Source organism: Actinomycetes bacterium, from assembly GCA_022396035.1.
Taxonomy (GTDB): domain Bacteria; phylum Actinomycetota; class Humimicrobiia; order Humimicrobiales; family Humimicrobiaceae; genus Halolacustris.
In genome coordinates, this window is record JAIOXO010000003.1 from 38,717 (window position 1) to 57,008 (window position 18,292).

Consider the following 18,292-nt stretch of genomic DNA (forward strand, 5'->3'; position numbering starts at 1 on the left):
TGATTATGTAATGCTAACAACATTAAAAATAAACGTCAATGAATTGAAATTGTTGGCTTTAGAAAAGATAATCAGGAAAGAACAGGCCTGTATAAGGGGAGCAAAACAGAACCTGTTTTTGGTCAGAAACCAATATCACAATACAGCTTCAGAAGCCAAACCTGCAGCCAGTGCTTCCAAGCCAAAACTGTTTTAACCTGCTCTTTACCCCTCTTCCTTTAACCACCATGTTTACAACTTCTCTGGTTCTTTATACATAAAAAAGATAGTTCTCTCTATAATGTAGATAGGCCTTCTATCAAGCTGTCCATATAAGTTGAAAACGGCTTATGCCCTTCTTCGGTAATTAAAAATGCATTCCCTATTCTCAATACCTTTAGAATATCAACCCCATGTGCAAACCATACCCCACCCCATTTTCTCCCCTTATATGCCATTTTATGGCTTCATATTTCGCCTCCTTCCAAACAACATCAAATAGTTTCCAAAAATTTACCAATTTCCCTCTTCCACCTTCACAGATTTCTGTTATTATATTAAACACAGAAACGCAACCCGTATTTACATAAATAGGACCAGAAACCACTATGCCATTAATGCCAGAAATAGAAGCCGTTAAGAATAATACCGACTCCACGATCCTGGTATACTTCAATAACGGAATCATAAAAATTTTTGACTTAAAGCCATTACTGGATAACACACAGCACCCCACTCTTACAGAAATAAAACTCAATCCCGAAGGAACAGTCCTAAATGGCAACACAGCTATAAGCGACTACGACCTCTGGGCCAAAAGCAAATTCTACGGATGGAGTAAATAAATGTCTGAGTTTAGGAAATACTTTGGAAAATCACAAGATCCTATACTGGTTATAGACAGCCAAAAACATACAGCACAGCTTAACACCGCCATGTACAATTTACTGGATGCCGGCCATTTGTATAGTTCCAAAGAAAAATTGACTATAGAAAATGTTAAATCTCTTCTAAATAAAGCCATAATTGACAAAGAGAAAGCATCAAAGTTGGTCAGCGCTTTAGAAGATGTATCAATGGAAAGCTTTAGGATAGATGCTGCTTTTAAAAACAAAGGGCAAGATTTGACTTTTAGTATATCAGTTTCCCCACTTACAGAAGCCAAGGAAGAGGCAGTTGGTAAAATTTTTATCTTTAAGGAATTAACAGAATACATCAAGTTGCTGAACGCATTTAAAGAGCAATCCATAAGGGACTTTCTAACCGGTGCCTACAACCAAAGATTTTTCTATAACTGTCTGCATAGGGAAATTAAACGGTTTGACAGGTATAAAAATCCTTTCTGTTTACTGATGGCAGACATAGATAGTCTTAAAAAGGTAAATGATACCTACGGCCACTTAAAAGGAGATGTGCTGCTAAAGGATGTAGCTTCTATATTAATGGCCAACATCAGGGAGGGAATAGATTTTGTGGCAAGGTATGGAGGAGATGAATTTGTTGTAATATTGATAAATACCGACATAGGCCCAGCCAAAGAAATAGCAGAAAGGATAACTAAAAACTACAATGACCTAAAAGTTCAAGGTACCTCGCTTTCGGTAGGGATATGCCAATACCAGAAAGGCTTGGAAGCCGATGGTGTAATAAAAAAAGCGGATATGGCAATGTATGAAGCAAAGCAGGGCGGTAGAGGCCTGATTAAATCATGCTCCATACCTTAAAAATCACGTCTCGCCCACAAAGCTTAAGCAATTTCAGACATATTTAAATGTATGCTCCGACATCTCCACCACCACAATCTACATAACCCTCACCAATATAGAAGTCGAAACCATTATGTAATCTCATGCCAACATTTTATGGCAGTTTTTAACAGATTGATTTTAAAAAAAATGAAGTTATACTATTTTTAAACCGGGCAAAAGATGATTTAAGGCTGTAGATATAAAGTAAAATATATTATTAGGAATTTTTTAGGAAATTAAAGTATGATTAAATTAATAGCCATAGATGCCGATGGCACCTTGCTTGACTCCAGCTCCAAAATAAGTAAAGCCAACCAGGCAGCCATAAATAAATGCATACAAACAGGGCTGAAGGTAGTACTGATAACCGGAAAGAACCTGAAATCAGCCAGGCGGATTATAGATACCTTTTCTCCGCCCAACCCCCATGTAGTATCCAATGGCACCCTCATAGTAGACCAAGGTCTCCAGCATCTTGACTACCGGCTGATTGACCCCGGCTCCTTTAAGGCCATTGTAAAATTTGCCAGAAAAACCGGCCAGCTGCTGCTTACCAGCACCCTGGACGGAGACCTTCTGTACGAAAAAACCCTCCATGGTATAGAACATAAGCACTATATGAGGAAGGTTGAAGACCTGCTGGCCCAAGAGGTAACCAGCCAGGTACTTCTGGCCACCATTTTAAGAAGGCAGGACTGCGAACCTATCAAATACCATCATATCGCCCCCGATAAAAAGGGTATAAAGATAAGGGATGCAGGATTTAACTATGTAAACATATTCAACCGCCAGGCAGGAAAAACCTTTGCCCTTAAAAAAGTGCTGGGCTACCTAAATCTGGACAGCAGCCAGGTAATGGCCATTGGAGACGGCCAGAATGACCTGGGAATTATAACTATGGCCGGAATTGGGGTAGCCATGGGCAATGCCTGCAGCCAGCTAAAGAAGGCAGCAGATTTTGTAACCGAGGACCTGGACCATGACGGAGTAAGCAAGGCCCTGAGCAGGGTCCTGGGCATATAACTGTCAGCCAGGGCATAAAAAGGTTTTTTCCTATTCTATACAAATTTAATATGATAGAATTATACCCAAATGAAAAGAACCCTGGCATATAAAATTACACTGATATTCCTACTAACGGTAATTATTATATTCGCCACTGCCTGTAACCAGACTCTGATAGACATTTACACCGAATTAAATACTGATTACAGCGGAACCAGAGTGGTGGATTTGGCAGTTAAGACCGAATACCTGCAGAAGGGTGATGTGGTGCTGTCCGGGGAACAGAGCCTGTACCAGAAGCTTACCGCCACCCTTCCTGAAGGGGAAATAGACACTTATGAACAGCAGGATTATACCCACTTTAGATCTACTGCCACTTTCAAGGACATAAACTTTTTACAGCACATATCCATAGATAATTTTTCCCAGGAACCGACCCCCCGGTTTTACGCCAAAATGAGCACCGATGACTACTTTTTTTACAGCGATTATTTCTTCTTTGACTATGTGGATATGGAAGTGGACCAGAGCCTGATTGAAGCTTCCGGCCAGAACTCCGATTACCGCCGCCTGGAGGACCTGATTCAGGCAGATTCTGATCTGCTGAGCATAACCTACCAGATTAAGTTTCCGGTAAAAATTATAGAATCCAATGCCGATGTCATTGGTGATAACAATATAGCCATATGGAACATAAAGTACGGGCAAAAAAGGGATATAAGGATAGAAGGGAAGAAAACTAAATTTTTATCCTATTTCCTTATTATCGCCCTGGGCCTGATCGGGCTGTTCATAATATTCATAATATTTGCCCTGGTTTTTAGTTCCAGAAGAGGCCGCCGGCAAAAAGACAGCCGCAAACCCCTTTACTCCTATGACAATTACTTTAAAAAAGAAAAGCATCTAGATGACTATTGATAAAGGGATTGAACTTGATACCCCCCTGACTGAAGACAAAATCAAAAACTTGAGGGCAGGCGACATGGTACTTCTAACCGGCACCGTCTACGGTGCCCGGGATATGGCCCACCAGAGACTGATAACTACCATAAAAACAGGCCAGCAGCTGCCCCTGGACCTGGAGAACTCCACTATATTTTATGTAGGCCCTTCCCCCGCCCCGCCCCATAGAGCCAGCGGGTCAGTAGGCCCAACCACCTCCGCCAGAATGGACAGCTTAACTGAACCCCTGCTAAAACAGGGACTGAGGGCAATGATAGGTAAGGGCAAACGCAGCCCGGCCTACCGCCGGCTTCTAAAAAAATACAGGGCGGTATACATGGTGGCGGTGGGAGGAATTGCTGCCTGCCTGGGATTAAAAATTAAGAGCATAAAGCCTATAGCCTACCAGGATCTGGGGGCAGAGGCCATCTATGAAATAAAGCTGGACCGTTTCCCCTTATTTGTAGCCTATGATGTATATGGCGGGGATATCTTTGCTGAAACCCTGCGCAAAGAATGACATCCCAAAAATACAGCCACCGGCAGAGTAGCCATATGGCAGGGAGCTACCTCAATATTGCAGGCCAGGGCTGTAGTGTTGCCGCCCAGGCCCTGGGGTCCGATACCCAGGCTGTTTATCTTGCTTAGAATCTGCTGTTCCAGCTGCCGGTACCGGGGATCAGCATTTCTTATATCCAGATTCCTGAAGCTGGCCTTCCTGGCCAGTGAAGTAACCCCGGAAGCAGTGGACCCGATACCCAGGCCAATAATAACCGGGGGGCAGCACTTGGTAACATTTTCTTCTACTATACTTTTTACTTCCTCAATTATCGCCTCGGGGCCGGATGAAGGATTTAGCATCCTCAGATAGGAGCAATTCTCGCTTCCCCCTCCCTTCAGGTGTACCTCTACAGATATCCCCTGCCGGCCGGTAAAACTGGTGCTGACTATGGCCGGGGTATTGGTGCCGGTATTTTTTCTGCCATAAAGAGGATCATCCACAATGGACTTCCTCAAATAATTACTGCTGTATGCACTGGCAACCGCATCATTTAACTCCCGGTACAGGCGCCCGCTTTCTTCTATGCACACATCAGAGCCTATACCCAGACTTATATATACCGTACCGCAATCCTGACAAAGGGGAAGTTTTTCCTTCCTGGCTACCTGCTCATTTTCCAGTATGTATCCCAGTATCTTTTTGGCTACCGGGCTGGTCTCCGCAGCCAGCGAATGTTTGATGGCAGAAATTATATCCGGGGGCAGATTAAAGCTGGCCTCAGCTATCAGCTTTTCTACCTGCTTTTTTACGGTTGTAATTTTTATACTTTTCATCTTTGGCCGGGCACTGGGGGTTTATGCATAGATTCCAGGGTCGCCGCCCCCTGTTTATAACCTTTACAATGGGAAAACCGCATTCCTTGCACTTATCCTTGGTAGTAAGTATAAGGCCTTTCTGGGGAAGAGAAAAGGTATTTCTGCATTGGGGATAGGCACTGCATCCAATAAATCTCTTCTTGTTTCTGCTGGTCCTTATGATCAGGTCCCCATCGCAGTCATCCTGGGTACATTTTCCTACCTTCAGGTCTTCCTTTACCCCATTCTTTATTTCCTTGGCAATCTCTTCTTTTTCATTCTTCAGCCTGGCCATTACCTTTTTTAACATTTCCCTGGACTTATCCACTACCTCTTCCCTGGTTTCATCGCCGGCGGCTATCCCGTCCATATCCATTTCCAGCTCGGCAGTCATGTCCGGGCTGGATATTTTTTCAGCATGTTTTTTCAGCATCTTAATCACCGATATGGCTTTCTCGTAAGGCTCCAGGGGATTTCCCTTTATATAGCCCCTGCTGATCAGGCTCTGGATAATGGTATGCCTGGTGGCCTTGGTGCCCAGGCCCAGCTCCTCCATTTTCTCTACCAGCTTTCCCTGGGTATACCTGGCCGGAGGCTTGGTTTCCTTATCCAGCATATGCTTGTTTTTAACCGTAAGTATCTGTCCCTCTTCAAGATGGGGGATAAAAGAATCCTTATGCTTGTAATAGGGATAGACATCCACCCATCCCTTTTCTATAAGGTGGCTGCCGTTGGCCACAAAAGTCTCTCCGCCTATATCAATCCTGGCAGATATGCTTTTCATTACTGCCGGAGGCATAAGAGTGGCCAGAAACCTGCTTACCACCAGTTCATATATTTTCCACTCATCGCTGGACAGGCTATTCTTTTCTGCCGGCAGTGTGGGGTAGATAGGGGGATGGTCGGTAGACCTCTTCCTGCCCCTGGTAGCAGTTACCTTATCCTGGGCCAGAATATGCGAGCAGGCGGATTTAAAATAGGAGGACTTGCCTATCTCCCTGGTAACTTCCGCCAGATCTATAGAGCTCGGAAATACTGTATTGTCGGTCCTGGGATAACTTATATATCCATTCATATACAGGTTTTCAGCAGTACTTATGGTCCGGTTAGCAGTAAAGCCAAGAGAACTGGCTGCTACTATCAAACCGGTGGTATTAAAAGGTATGGGAGGCTTAATCTTTTTTTGCCTCTCCTTTATCTGGGTAACCTCTCCCTGGCTGCCCATACGGTTGTAAGCTGCCTCTGCCTTCTCCCTCTTGCTGAATCTTTTCTGCCGGTGCCCCGCCTCAAATTCCTGGCCGTCTTCGGTGGACAGCAGCACCTTTATAACCCAGTAGGGTACCGGTTTAAATCTCTTTATCTGCTCTTCACGGTCCACTATCAAAGTAAGGGTGGGAGTCTGTACCCTCCCTACCGATAAAAATTTATCTTTTACCTGATAAGAGGCAAGGGAAATAAACCGGGTCAGGGTGGCACCCCATATAAGGTCTATGTCCTGCCTGGCCCTGCCGGCAAAAGCCAGATTCAGATCTACTCTATCCAGCTTGCCAAAAGATGAAGACAATTCCCGGGGGGTAATGGAAGAAAACTTGGCCCTCCTGGAATCAGCCTCCCCGTTTACCTCCTGGGCCAGAGTAAGGGCATCATAACCAATAAGCTCTCCCTCCCGGTCATAGTCAGTGGCCACGATTATCTGGTCAACCTCTTTGGCGGATTTCTTTAGCGCCTGTATGATCTTTTTCTGTATAGGCATCTTTTCTATCTCGGCATCTATAAGATCCATGGGATCTACCTTAAACCAGTTAGCATATTTCTTGGGAAAATCCACCTTCAGTATATGACCTTTCAGCCCGATAGTCCGGTAGTTTTGACCATCAAGGCCAAACAGGTAGGTAGGTATTCCATATACCTTTTCCTCTTTGGCTTTGCCGCCGGACAGAATGTCTGCCATTCTTCTGGCTGCTATTTCTTTTTCCGATATTATAAGTTTCATTAAAATCACCTTGAATTTGAAATAATATCACAAAAGGCGGGGGTAATGAAATAGCGGCAAAAATATTTATACAAACCCGGCCCTTTATCTCCCGGGATAAAAAACATTTAATATTAAAGTAAATATTTGCATATTCAAATTTAGGCCAGGTTGTTCTAAAATAACAACTGTTGTTTAGTAACCATAATATGATTATGAATACAAAATTAGAGCTTTCCACCCGGATAGCAAAACTTAAAAAAGAAAAGAATGCAGTCATACTTGCCCACAACTATCAGATAGGGGAAGTGCAGGATATAGCAGACTTTGTTGGTGACTCCCTTCAGTTAAGCATTAAGGCAGCTGAAACCAAGAGTGACATCATAGTATTCTGCGGAGTAAAATTTATGGCCGAGACAGCCAAGATACTGTCTCCGGAAAGAATGGTGCTGCTGCCCGACCAGTACAGCGGATGCCCCATGGCAGATATGATTAATGCCGGGCAGTTAAAAGAGCTCAAGCAGAAATATCCGAAAGCAGTAGTAGTCTGTTATGTAAATTCTACTGCCGAGGTAAAAGCCTTAAGCGACATATGCTGCACCTCTTCCAATGCAGTAAAGGTAATTAATTCAATCGATAAACATAAACAAATAATTTTTATCCCCGACAAGTACCTGGGCAGCTATGTCCAGAGAAAAACCGGCAGGGAAATGGTGCTGTGGAACGGTTATTGCCCCACCCATGTCTCCATAAGCGCCAAACATATAGTGCAGCTTAAAAAAGAGCATCTGGATGCAGCGGTGATAGTGCATCCTGAGGCTCCTCCCGATGTTATAGATGTAGCCGACAAGGTAGCCAGCACCGGAGGCATGCTGGATTATGTAAAGAATTCATCCAGGAAAGAATTTATAATAGGGACAGAAACCGGAATCATTCACCGCATGAAAAAAGAAAACCCCAAAAAGATATTCTATCCTGCCTCTCCTAAAAGCATATGCCCCAATATGAAACTGATTAACCTGGAAAAAATTTACTGGGCGCTGGAAGAGCAGCAGTACCAGATTAAGCTGAGCAGGGACATAATAGAGAAAGCCAGGGGAGCCATAGACAGGATGCTGGCTGTAAGCTAATAATATGATACCAAGATATTTAATAGATCCCACAGGCTGTGATAAGCAGGCAGACCACTGTGACTGCATAGTCATAGGCAGCGGTATTGCCGGGCTTTCTACTGCCATAAGGCTGTCTGAAAAACACCGGGTTAAGGTACTGACCAAAAGCTCATTATCCGAATCCACTACCTGGTATGCCCAGGGGGGGATAGCAGCAGCCATAAAAAAACCGGACTTCTGGAAAAACCATTACCAGGATACCATAGTGGCAGGACAGGGCCTGTGTGACCCGGAAGCAGTTAAGATACTGGTAAAAAATGCCCCCAAAATGATTGAGAAACTGGTAGAGCTGGGAATAATTTTTGATATTTCGGAAGGAGAAATAAGCCTTACCACCGAGGGCGGCCACAGCTATCCCCGTATACTGCATGCCGGTGGAGACGCTACCGGCGAAGAGATAGAAAAAAAGCTGGTAAAGTATTCCAAGACCGCCAATAACATAGAGTTTTTTCCCGATTACCTGGCTGTAGATATACTTGCCCATAATAATCAGTGCACCGGAGTGCTGGGCCTTAACCTGAAAACCGGGGAGCTGCAGATACACCCTGCCTCCTTTGTGGTGCTGGCCAGCGGAGGGATCGGACAGGTCTTTGAACTTACCACCAACCCGGATATTTCCACCGGAGACGGCATTGCCATGGCCTACCGGGCAGGAGCATCCATAATGGATATTGAATTTATCCAGTTCCACCCCACCGTATTTAAAACCAGGGATGAAGAACTTTTTCTGATAAGTGAAGCCTTAAGGGGCGAAGGCGCTTATCTGAGAGACTGTAATGGCCACCGGTTTATGTTAAATCAGCACCATCTGGCCGAGCTGGCGCCCCGGGATATAGTGGTAAAAGAAATGGTCAGGGTTATGAATGAAACCAGGTGTAATTTTGTATACCTGGATGCAACCCACTTGCCGGCCACCACTTTGAAAGTAAGGTTTCCCAATATACTGTATAAACTTAAGGAAAACGGCCTGGACCTTAAACAGGATTTAATAAAAGTGTCCCCTGCCGCCCATTACATGAATGGAGGAGTAAAAACCAATTATCAGGGACTTACCACCATAGACCGGCTCTATTCATGCGGCGAAGTAGCGGCCACCGGCGCCCATGGGGCAAACCGGCTGGCCTCTAATTCACTGATAGAAGGCCTGGTTTACGGCTGGAATATATATAAAGAAATAGACCACCGGCTAAAAACTGACCCCGGGGATGGCATCGATACCCTTTTTGATACCTTTGACTCCATACCAGAAGGCAAACAAGACCTGGACATTGAAAAAACTAAAAGCCAGCTCAGACAGATAATGAGCCAAAAGGCAGGAATACTGAGAGATGCCAAAGGACTTTCAGAAGCAGCCGGGTTTGTGCAAAAATTTTTAACTAACCCTTCCCTTTATAATAATAAGGATAAATCAAGCATTGAGCTGGCCAATATGCTTATTGTATCCCACCTTATAACCAAGGCGGCAGCCATAAGAAAAGAAAGCAGGGGAACCCATCAGCGAAATGATTTCCCCCAAACAGATGATAACAACTGGCGGAAACATATACTGCTGCAAAAAGACAAAATATTATTCCAAGAGGTAAAAAATGATTAGCCTGAAAAAAAGCCAGGTTATGGATCTCATCCGCAGGACCCTGTCCGAAGACCTGGCAGGATTTGGTGATATAACTTCCAAATATCTTTTGCCCTCCGACCATCACAGCCAGGCCTATATCTGGTGCAAGCAGGATACGGCGGTTCTCTGCGGCATAAACATTGCAGGCTGGCTGATGGAGGAAGTAGACAGCAGTATTAAGCTTAATAAGATTAAAGAAGACGGGGATATGGTTTCCCGCCGCCAGAAAGTAGCTACCCTCAGCGGGCCTACTGCGTCCCTTCTTGCTGCAGAAAGGTCTGCCTTGAATTTTATACAGCATCTTTCAGGCATTGCTACCATAACCAAAAAATTTTCTACCCTTGCCTCTGCCCGGGGAGTCAAGATTGTGGATACCAGAAAAACTAAGCCCAACCTCAGACTGGTGGAAAAATACGCCGTAGAGATCGGAGGAGGCTATAACCACAGGTTCGGTCTTTTTGACGGGATAATGCTAAAAGACAACCATATCCGTGCAGCAGGCGGCATTGTAGAGGCAGTAAAAGCCATAAAGGGCAGTATCCCCCATCCTTTAAAAATTGAAGTAGAGGTACAGGACAGCAGCCAGCTCCAACAGGCTATAGCTGCACAGGCAGACATCATAATGCTGGATAATATGAACCCGGACCAGATAGAGGAATCAGTAAAAAAAATCAGGTCAGAAGCTAATAAAAATACATTAATCGAGGTATCAGGAAATATAACCCTTAATAATCTGGAAGACTACTGCAGTACCGGCATTGATTTGATTTCCACCGGATACATAACCCATTCTGCTCCGGCAGCCGATTTTTCCATGGAATTTGTCTAGATTATTTCAGGCCCAGTTTCTGCTTAAGTTCAGGAACCTTTTCCCGGGCAGCAATACATCCCTTTTCTATAATCTCTGAACCCTTGGTAAAATCAAAAAAGCCGTATTCCCCTACTTTTGGCTCTATGACTATATCCGTATACTTATAGTAATTCTTAGCCATTTCCCGCTGTATGATATTAAAACTGGTATTCAGGATCTCATAGGTGGTAGGAAATTTTCTCTTTTTCCTTAGATTAAACACTCTCCTGAAAAACCCCATTGCCCTGCTCTCAGATTCATAATCGGTAAGCTTTTTATAATACTGGGATGAATCTTTAACCTGGTCAAGCACAATGGATACCCCTATGGTAAAATCTACATCAAATATGCCAATTGCTTCCGCCGGAAGGGGCTCGATTACTCCCCCGTCCACCAGAACCATTCCATCAAAGATTACCGGAGAAAAAAAACCGGGAATAGATATGGAAGCCCTTACTGCATCCACCAGCCCGCCCTGTGATAAAATCACCCTCTTCTGGCTCAGCATATCTACGGCTGTACAACAAAACTGTGGCCGGCACTGATCAAAAGTCCTTGTCCCCAGAAAATCTTTCAGTATTTTCTCTACCTTTTTCCCATTAACCATTCCCATGCGGGGAAGGGTTATATCTGAAAACATCAGCATGCTGCGCCAGTCCATTTCTTTGACGAAATCCTCAATATCCTCCAGGGGCACTCCCGAACAGTATAATGAGCCAATAATTGCGCCCATGCTGGTACCGCTGACTGCTGAAATATCTAAATCCAGCTGGGTTAGAACCTTTAGTACCCCCACATGGCATAGAGCCCGGGCAGCTCCCCCGCAGAGCGCTAAACCTATTTTCTTCTTCTTAAACATTACAGCTAAATTATAATCCCAAAAACATTTTTTATAAATGTTTCAATTACAATCCTCAAGCGCCGGGGAAGCCTTTTCTACCATGTAGGGGTCAAACTGGGCACCTGCATTTTTTTTGATCTCCCCTACCGCCTGGCTGCTGCTTAATTTCCTGCGGTATTCCCGCCCGGACACCATGGCCGCATAGGCATCAGCAATGGCTATTATCCTGGCATAAAGGGGAATATCTTCCCTGGAAAGGCCCTGGGGATACCCAGTACCGTCCCAGCGTTCGTGATGGGAGAGTATTGCCTCAGAAAGATGGGATATCTGGGGAATAGCCTCTGCAATATTGTAGCCCACCTCCGGATATTTTTTCACTAATTTCCATTCCAGCTCCTCCAGGGGCCCCGGCTTGTTCAGCACCTGGTCAGGAATAGAAACCTTGCCCACCTGATAGGCACCAGCCAGCAGAGACAGATCCTCCAGCTGGCCTGCGGTAAGGCCCAGGGCTCTGCCTATGGTCAGGGCAGCTTTTTTTACCATCTGTATATGTTCCAGACTAACATACTTCTTTCTCAACAGTGCCTGTTCCATGGACATTATAACTTCTCCGCTCAATCTCTTTTTTTCCACCAGTTTATGATGATACATGCTGTCTTCTGCTTCTTCTATTACTTCCTGTATATCCTGGCTGTAATCACCCTTGGTACACCTTCCCAGGGATATGCTTACCGGGACATCGGCTATGTTGTAACCGCCGGCGATATCCTTGATCCTGGCCACAACTTTAGCAGCAACTTCTTGAGGGGTACGGGGAAGCAGGATAGCAAATTCATCCCCTCCCCATCTGGCTATTATATCTTCTTTTCTGCAGGCTTTCCTGAGGATATCTGCCGCTTTCTTCAGCAGCTGGTCTCCCTGCTGGTGCCCAAAGGCATCATTGATAAGCTTCAGGCTGTTTACATCCCCGATGATAATACTTAAAGGAAGCTGCCTTTTCCGGTCAAGCCTTTTCAGCTCCTCTTCAAAATAAGTCCGGTTATAAAGCCCGGTCAGACTGTCATGAAATGATTTATACCTAAGTTTCAGTTCATATTCCTTTCGTACCGAAATATCCCTTACTACCCCTTCATAGTAAGTCGGTATTCCATCCTGCTCGATTACTTGACAGCTGATCTCCACCCATATCTTACTGCCGTCAGCTTTTTTTAACTGGGTTTCAAAAGGCTGCGTCCTCTGGGTGGGCATGGGCCTTTTGCTGCCATCCACATAAATATCTTTTTTAATATCCTTGGAAAGGAGCTCCTCCCGGCTGCTATAACCCAGCATGCTTGCCAGGGAAGGATTAACATCAACATATTTACCCTCCAGGGTGCTTACATAAATTCCGTCCCTTAAATTATCAAAAAGTCTCCTGTATCTTTTTTCACTATCCGCCAGAGCCTTCTCTTTCTTTTTTAAACGGGTTATATCCACCATTACCCCTCTCACCCCTTCAGCCCTGTCCCTATTATAGGTAATAGGGGCAATATGGCCGGCTAAAGCAATATTTCCATGCTTGCCATGGGCAGTAAATTCCAAAAGTTTGGACTGCTGGCTGGGCTTTTTCAGAATTTCTAAAAAAGTAGACTCTACCTGCGGACGGTCTTTTTCTGCTACCATATCCAGGGCATGAACCCCTGACTCAAGATCGGCCTGATTTAAACCTAAAATTTTCTTGGCTGCCTGGTTCAGAAAAGTTATTTTCCCCTGTCGGTCTGTTTCCAGGACAACATCCGGCAGCAGGCTGAGGGTCTGCTCATACCTCTGCCTGCTTCTTTTTAGACTCTCTTCTTCTTCTATTCTTTCCGAAATATCTATAGAGATTCCCCCCAGCAAATCCCGGCCTGCCTCTTTCAGGGGGAATTTAAAGCTTAGAAAGATTTGATTGTCTCCAACAGTCTCCTGAAAAGAATGGAGTTTTTTCCGGGCCATAACCTGGCGATCATTTTCCCCCAGCATCCTGGCCACCGGTTCAGGCCATAGCTGACTGTTCTTCTTTCCCAGAATCTGGCCGCGTTCAAGCCCCAGTAATCTGCATAATGAATCATTGGCATAAACAAACCTGCCATCCCGGTCCTTTATATAGGCTACATGGGGCAGGCTGTCAGCAAAGGCAGCACCCAGCCCCTGGAGTTGTTCCTGCTCTCCTGATGCCGGCTTTCCTACTACCAGGGTTACTTTACCCTGTTCCAAACCAGACAAGTCCAGGATATTCCATATCAGGCGGACCGGCTGCCCCCTGCGGTCAGTTATACTAACCTCCATGCTGCCGCCGGCTTCCCTGCCTGGGCTGCTGACTGCCCCTCTTATCTGCTGCCGGTATTCCCCATCAGGAAACAGCAGCTGCCACACCCGGTCGTTTCCATGCAGCTTTTTATGGCTGTATCCGCTTATCTTCTCTGCTTCCTCACTCCAGAACATTACCTGGCCCCTGTCATTAAAAAGGCTAACCCAGATACCGGTATCACTATATTTTTTATGGTCTTTTTCCATAGTGGTGATTGTAACACATATTATTAAAATATTTGATTTTATGGTTGCTTTGATTATAAAATCTACTCAAATAATTAATTAATAAATTAGAAGGAACGTATTTTTAAAAGGCAAACTTATTTCTACCTTATATTTACACCTTTTTTACTCCTGTTTATACTTTCAGCCTGCATAAAAACGCCCCCGCCCCAGCAACAGGACCAGCTGCCGCAGCAAGAGCCGGCAGAGGCAGAAAAACCGGTAGAAAGCCAGCAGCCGGACCCGGTGATAGAAGACGAAGAAAACAGCCAGGATGAATTTTTACCCAAAGACCTTTACCACAACCTGGAAATTGAAACCCAGCGGGACTTCTTCTTAAAAGCAGTAGAACATTTCCATAAGCAGCAGTACATACAGGCCCAGTTTTATTTAGACAAAATCAAGGACCAGTACCTGGTGCTTCAGGACCATACATATTACTATCTGGCCAAATCCCTGTTGATGCAGCAAAAATATTTTTTATCCCAAAAATATTATTCAGACCTTATGGAGCTGCATCCTGGAAGTATCTGGATCGAAAAGGCAGCTCTGGAATATGCAGACCTGTTTTTTATACAGCAGGACTACCCCCGGGCAGAGACCCTGTATCAGCAATTCTTAACCCAGCATCCTGATTCAACCTATTCTCCTTACGGGCAGTTCCAGCTGGCATTATGCCAGCAGAATAACCAGAAACTGGAACAAGCTTACCAGAATTACAAACAGGTATGGCTGAATTATCCCACCAATGAATATGCTGAAACCGCCCTGGACTTTCTGTACAAACTTATAGAAGAAAACGGCCTGCAGCCCTTTGTAGCCACCCCCGAGCAGTTATATCAGCGGGCCGAAATATTTTTTCAAAACTATAACTACTACAGCGCCCTGGAACAGCTTAACCTTATACTGGAGCAGCCACAGCTCTCTACCCAGCTTAAAGCCCAGGCTCTGTTCAGGGCGGGAATGTGTTATTACAACCTCAGGGACTATGCCCAGGCCGAACAATACCTGCTCCAATGCTACCAGAGCGCTGCCGACCACCAGCTGGCCGACGACAGCCTGTACTTTTTGGGCCGGGCAGCAACCAACCTTGGAGACAACCAGAAGGCCATTAACTATTACCAGGACCTGGTTAGCCGGTATCCCCAAAGCAATTTTAGCGATGATGCCCTTTACCGCATTGGAAGAATATACTTTTTTGACGACCAGATGGAAGCAGCCATAGAAAACTTCAACCTGGTGCTGGAAAAATATCCCAGTGGTGACCGTCTTTCCGAAGTACTGTGGGAACTGGGATGGATTCACTACAGCAGCCATAATTACCAGCCGGCCCAGGATATATTTGCCAATATGGCTTCCTCTTTTAAGGGCAGCGAACTGGAAGAAAAAGGCCTGTTCTGGCAGGCCAAATGCCTGCAAAAATCAGGCCAGCAGCAGCAGGCAGTGGAACTATACAAGCAGATAGTGGGCATTAATTCCTATTCCTATTACACCTTTGTAGCCAGAGAAATACTGGAACAGATGGATATCTACCTGTATATACCTCCCATTGACAGCTCCGCCAATCCGCTTAACCCAAACATTGAACAGGTGGTACCCTCGGTCTATGAAGTCTTAAATGACGATGTCTCGGCTATTGAAAACCCGCTGCATATAAGAAAGGCTTTAGAGCTGTTAAAAATAGATTTACTTCAGAGCGCTACCCTGGAAATAACTGCCGGACAGCAGGAGATAGATGATGATCCGGTACAGCTGCTTATACTGTCCACCCTCTACCACCAATCGCAGGATTATACCGACAGCATAAGCATCTTATCCCGCAATACCAGCAGCCTGAGGTATGGCCTGGAAGACAGCTACAAGGATTTTTATTACTATCTCTTGTACCCCTATGCCTTCCAGCAAATGGTAAACAACTATTCTGGCCATTATGGAATAGATCCATTGTTCGTGCTGGCAGTAATGAGGCAGGAAAGCAGATTCCAGCCTGATGCGGGATCCTATGCGGGAGCAAGGGGCCTGATGCAGATTATGCCCGCTACCGGAAGGGGAATAGCCCAGGACCTGGGAGTACAGGAATTTGATACAGACCAACTGTTTGATCCGGAAGTAAGTATCAACATGGGAGCCTATTACTTAAAACAGCAGCTTAACGGCTTTGGTGGAAACAAATTCTATGCCTCCGGTGCCTATAACGGAGGACCGGGAGCAATGGCCAGCTGGGTTAACCGCTGGGGGGATAAGGACCTATATGAATTTGTGGAAAATATTCCCTATGATGAAACCAGGGATTATGTAAAGAAAGTAATGGGCAACTATTACATGTACCGCCTGCTGTACGATTAAAACAGTTTTAGAAGCAGCAGCCAGCCGGATATGGTTACCGAAGACAGTATGGTAGTAATTATCAGGGAAGAAGAAACCATATCATAATCAGAATGATACTGCTTGGCCATAACATAGGCGATAACTGCCAGGGGCATTGAAAACTGCACTACTATGATGTTCCTGTCCACCGGTGCCAGCTTAAACACCACCATGGCAAAAAACAGAGCTATGGCCGGCATGATTATCAGCTTGGCCAGACTCACAAATGCCAGGGCCCTGATATTGCTTTTGATATGAAAAAACCTGAAAGAAGCCCCTATGGCCAGCAAAGCAATACCTATGGACATGGAGGAAAGTATGTCCAGGACACTGTTTACCGGCGCAGGGATATTTATACCGATAGAGGAAATCAAAATGCCTGCTGCCGCTGACAGAATCAGGGGATCTAAAAGCAGGTCCACAATAAGTTTCTTTACCTTTATCCTTTCCTCTCCCCGATTAAAAAGTTTAAATATCAGTACGCTGGTAATTATGTTTATGGGGGTTAAAAACACCACTATAAGGCTGGCTTTGGCCAGGGCCAGGTTGCCATAAGCAGAAATAATGATGGGAAAACCGATAAAAGCCATATTGCAGCGGTAAGAAGAAACCATAAGGGCGCCCTTGGTCTTCCTGGGGGCTTTTATAAAGCTGGCCACCGCCATTATAACCAGCAGGAAAGCAAAATAAGCACTGTATATGGTAACAATTATCCTGAAATTAAAAATCTCCGAAAGATTATACTTTATGATACTGATAATTATCAGCGCCGGCAGGCCCACATTATAGGCCAGGCGGTTCAGTCCACTTACTGCCGTGTCTCCGATAATCTTTTTGCGCCTCAGAAAAAAGCCTATAAGTATTACCACAAATATGGGAACCGTAATACTCAGTACTTCCAGCACCAGGCCTACAATATTCTTCATGATTTAAAATAATCCAATACTTTTAACAAATTTTGCTTTCTCTCCTCGCCCCCTATATAAGTGACTGCCCTTCTGGCTTCCCTTATATAGTTTTCAAATTTAGCTCTGGCGATATCCGCAGCCCGGGTACTATCTATCATCTTTAGTATCTTCTCTATATTCTGTTCAGTTAAGGGCTTATTTTCAAGAATCTGTGAAGCTGTTTTTTTAAATTCCTTATTCTTTAAAGCATAAATTACCGGCAGGGTAAGATTTCCCTGCCGCAGATCATTTCCAACTGGTTTGCCGATATCCTGGCTCTCCCCGATATCAATATCCAGTAAATCATCATTTATCTGAAAAGCAATGCCTAAAAGTTTGCCAAATCTTGCCAGTCCTTTAATCTCCCTGGGTCCAGAATTAGACAGCAGGCCCCCCAGCACACAGCTGACCTTAAACAAAGAAGAAGTTTTTTCATTTATCATTTGAAAGTAATACTTCTCCCCCTGATCCAGATTCTTATTCTTCTTAAGCTGGTCAAATTCCCCCCTCACCAGGTGCTCGGCTGCCAAGCACATATGCTTTAAGATTTCCGGCCGGTTATAAGTGTTTAGCAAAGAAAAAGTGTGGGTAAACAGATAATTACCCACATACTTGGCAGTATCATTGTTATACAGGCTCTGTATGGTCTGTTTTCCCCTCCTGAGGGCAGAACGGTCAATTATATCATCATGTATCAGCGATGCGGTATGGATGATTTCTATAGAAGCAGCGGCCGGAAGAAGGTATTCCAGATTGTAATTGCTGTTTTTGGCACATATCAGAAACAGGGCCGGCCTTATTCTTTTACCCCCGGCAAGCAGGGTATTGGTAACCCCCTGTTTCAGTACCCCGTCCAGCCCCTGGGTAAAATCATGCAGGTATTGCTCTAGCTGCTGGAGTCCATGGGCTAAAAATCCGGATACCTTGAATTTGCTTAACATAATC

16 protein-coding genes are annotated in these 18,292 nt (G+C 44.8%); 10 read left to right on the forward strand and 6 right to left on the reverse strand.

Annotated features, from left to right (window positions below; genetic code table 11):
* Nucleotides 1-10 precede the first annotated feature (10 nt).
* From K9H14_01830 to K9H14_01855, 6 genes are all read left to right on the forward strand, one after another.
* On the forward strand, nt 11-196 hold the full coding sequence (locus K9H14_01830) for a hypothetical protein (protein MCG9478930.1): 186 nt from the start codon (nt 11-13) through the stop codon (nt 194-196).
* Nucleotides 197-596: 400 nt separating this feature from the next.
* Nucleotides 597-824, forward strand: coding sequence for a DUF2442 domain-containing protein (locus K9H14_01835; protein ID MCG9478931.1), 228 nt, complete (start codon nt 597-599; stop codon nt 822-824).
* On the forward strand, nt 825-1,703 hold the full coding sequence (locus tag K9H14_01840; protein ID MCG9478932.1) for a diguanylate cyclase: 879 nt from the start codon (nt 825-827) through the stop codon (nt 1,701-1,703).
* A gap of 267 nt (nt 1,704-1,970) precedes the next feature.
* Nucleotides 1,971-2,750: a Cof-type HAD-IIB family hydrolase gene (locus tag K9H14_01845; GenBank protein ID MCG9478933.1), complete on the forward strand. Its 780-nt coding sequence runs from the start codon at nt 1,971-1,973 to the stop codon at nt 2,748-2,750.
* A gap of 69 nt (nt 2,751-2,819) precedes the next feature.
* On the forward strand, nt 2,820-3,650 hold the full coding sequence (locus K9H14_01850) for a hypothetical protein (protein ID MCG9478934.1): 831 nt from the start codon (nt 2,820-2,822) through the stop codon (nt 3,648-3,650).
* A complete protein-coding gene (locus K9H14_01855) occupies nt 3,646-4,194 on the forward strand; it encodes a FumA C-terminus/TtdB family hydratase beta subunit (GenBank protein ID MCG9478935.1) in 549 nt (182 codons plus the stop codon). Before K9H14_01850 ends, K9H14_01855 begins: the two co-directional genes overlap by 5 nt.
* Here the strand turns inward: K9H14_01855 and K9H14_01860 are convergent.
* Both K9H14_01860 and K9H14_01865 read right to left on the reverse strand, forming a co-directional pair.
* Nucleotides 4,143-5,009: a fumarate hydratase gene (locus K9H14_01860; protein ID MCG9478936.1), complete on the reverse strand. Its 867-nt coding sequence runs from the start codon at nt 5,007-5,009 to the stop codon at nt 4,143-4,145. The genes K9H14_01855 and K9H14_01860 overlap by 52 nt on opposite strands.
* Nucleotides 4,954-7,023 carry a DNA topoisomerase I gene (locus K9H14_01865; GenBank protein ID MCG9478937.1) on the reverse strand — a complete coding sequence of 690 codons (2,070 nt, stop codon included), beginning with the start codon at nt 7,021-7,023 and terminating at the stop codon, nt 4,954-4,956. Before K9H14_01865 ends, K9H14_01860 begins: the two co-directional genes overlap by 56 nt.
* A gap of 188 nt (nt 7,024-7,211) precedes the next feature.
* On the opposite strand from K9H14_01865, the gene nadA reads away from it, so the two are divergent.
* The 3 genes from nadA to nadC are packed head-to-tail and all read left to right on the forward strand — an operon-like array spanning nt 7,212 to nt 10,618.
* Complete coding sequence (gene nadA, locus K9H14_01870; GenBank protein MCG9478938.1) at nt 7,212-8,132, forward strand: quinolinate synthase NadA; 921 nt, start codon at nt 7,212-7,214, stop codon at nt 8,130-8,132.
* Nucleotides 8,133-8,136: 4 nt separating this feature from the next.
* Nucleotides 8,137-9,768 carry an L-aspartate oxidase gene (nadB, locus tag K9H14_01875; protein MCG9478939.1) on the forward strand — a complete coding sequence of 544 codons (1,632 nt, stop codon included), beginning with the start codon at nt 8,137-8,139 and terminating at the stop codon, nt 9,766-9,768.
* 19 nt (nt 9,769-9,787) lie between these two features.
* Entirely contained in the window at nt 9,788-10,618 is an 831-nt protein-coding gene (gene nadC, locus K9H14_01880; protein MCG9478940.1) for a carboxylating nicotinate-nucleotide diphosphorylase, read from the forward strand.
* Between the two features lies 1 nt (nt 10,619).
* Here the strand turns inward: nadC and K9H14_01885 are convergent, their stop codons facing one another.
* Both K9H14_01885 and K9H14_01890 read right to left on the reverse strand, forming a co-directional pair.
* A complete protein-coding gene (locus K9H14_01885) occupies nt 10,620-11,498 on the reverse strand; it encodes a patatin-like phospholipase family protein (GenBank protein ID MCG9478941.1) in 879 nt (292 codons plus the stop codon).
* 42 nt (nt 11,499-11,540) lie between these two features.
* Complete coding sequence (locus K9H14_01890; protein ID MCG9478942.1) at nt 11,541-14,015, reverse strand: PAS domain S-box protein; 2,475 nt, start codon at nt 14,013-14,015, stop codon at nt 11,541-11,543.
* A gap of 264 nt (nt 14,016-14,279) precedes the next feature.
* Here K9H14_01890 and K9H14_01895 point away from each other — a divergent pair, with 264 nt between their 5' ends.
* A complete protein-coding gene (locus K9H14_01895) occupies nt 14,280-16,379 on the forward strand; it encodes a transglycosylase SLT domain-containing protein (GenBank protein ID MCG9478943.1) in 2,100 nt (699 codons plus the stop codon).
* Here K9H14_01895 and K9H14_01900 read toward each other — a convergent pair.
* On the reverse strand, nt 16,376-17,326 hold the full coding sequence (locus K9H14_01900; GenBank protein ID MCG9478944.1) for an AEC family transporter: 951 nt from the start codon (nt 17,324-17,326) through the stop codon (nt 16,376-16,378). The genes K9H14_01895 and K9H14_01900 overlap by 4 nt on opposite strands.
* A complete protein-coding gene (locus K9H14_01905; protein MCG9478945.1) occupies nt 17,323-18,288 on the reverse strand; it encodes a polyprenyl synthetase family protein in 966 nt (321 codons plus the stop codon). The genes K9H14_01900 and K9H14_01905 overlap by 4 nt, the downstream gene beginning before the upstream one ends.
* Nucleotides 18,289-18,292: the final 4 nt, after the last annotated feature.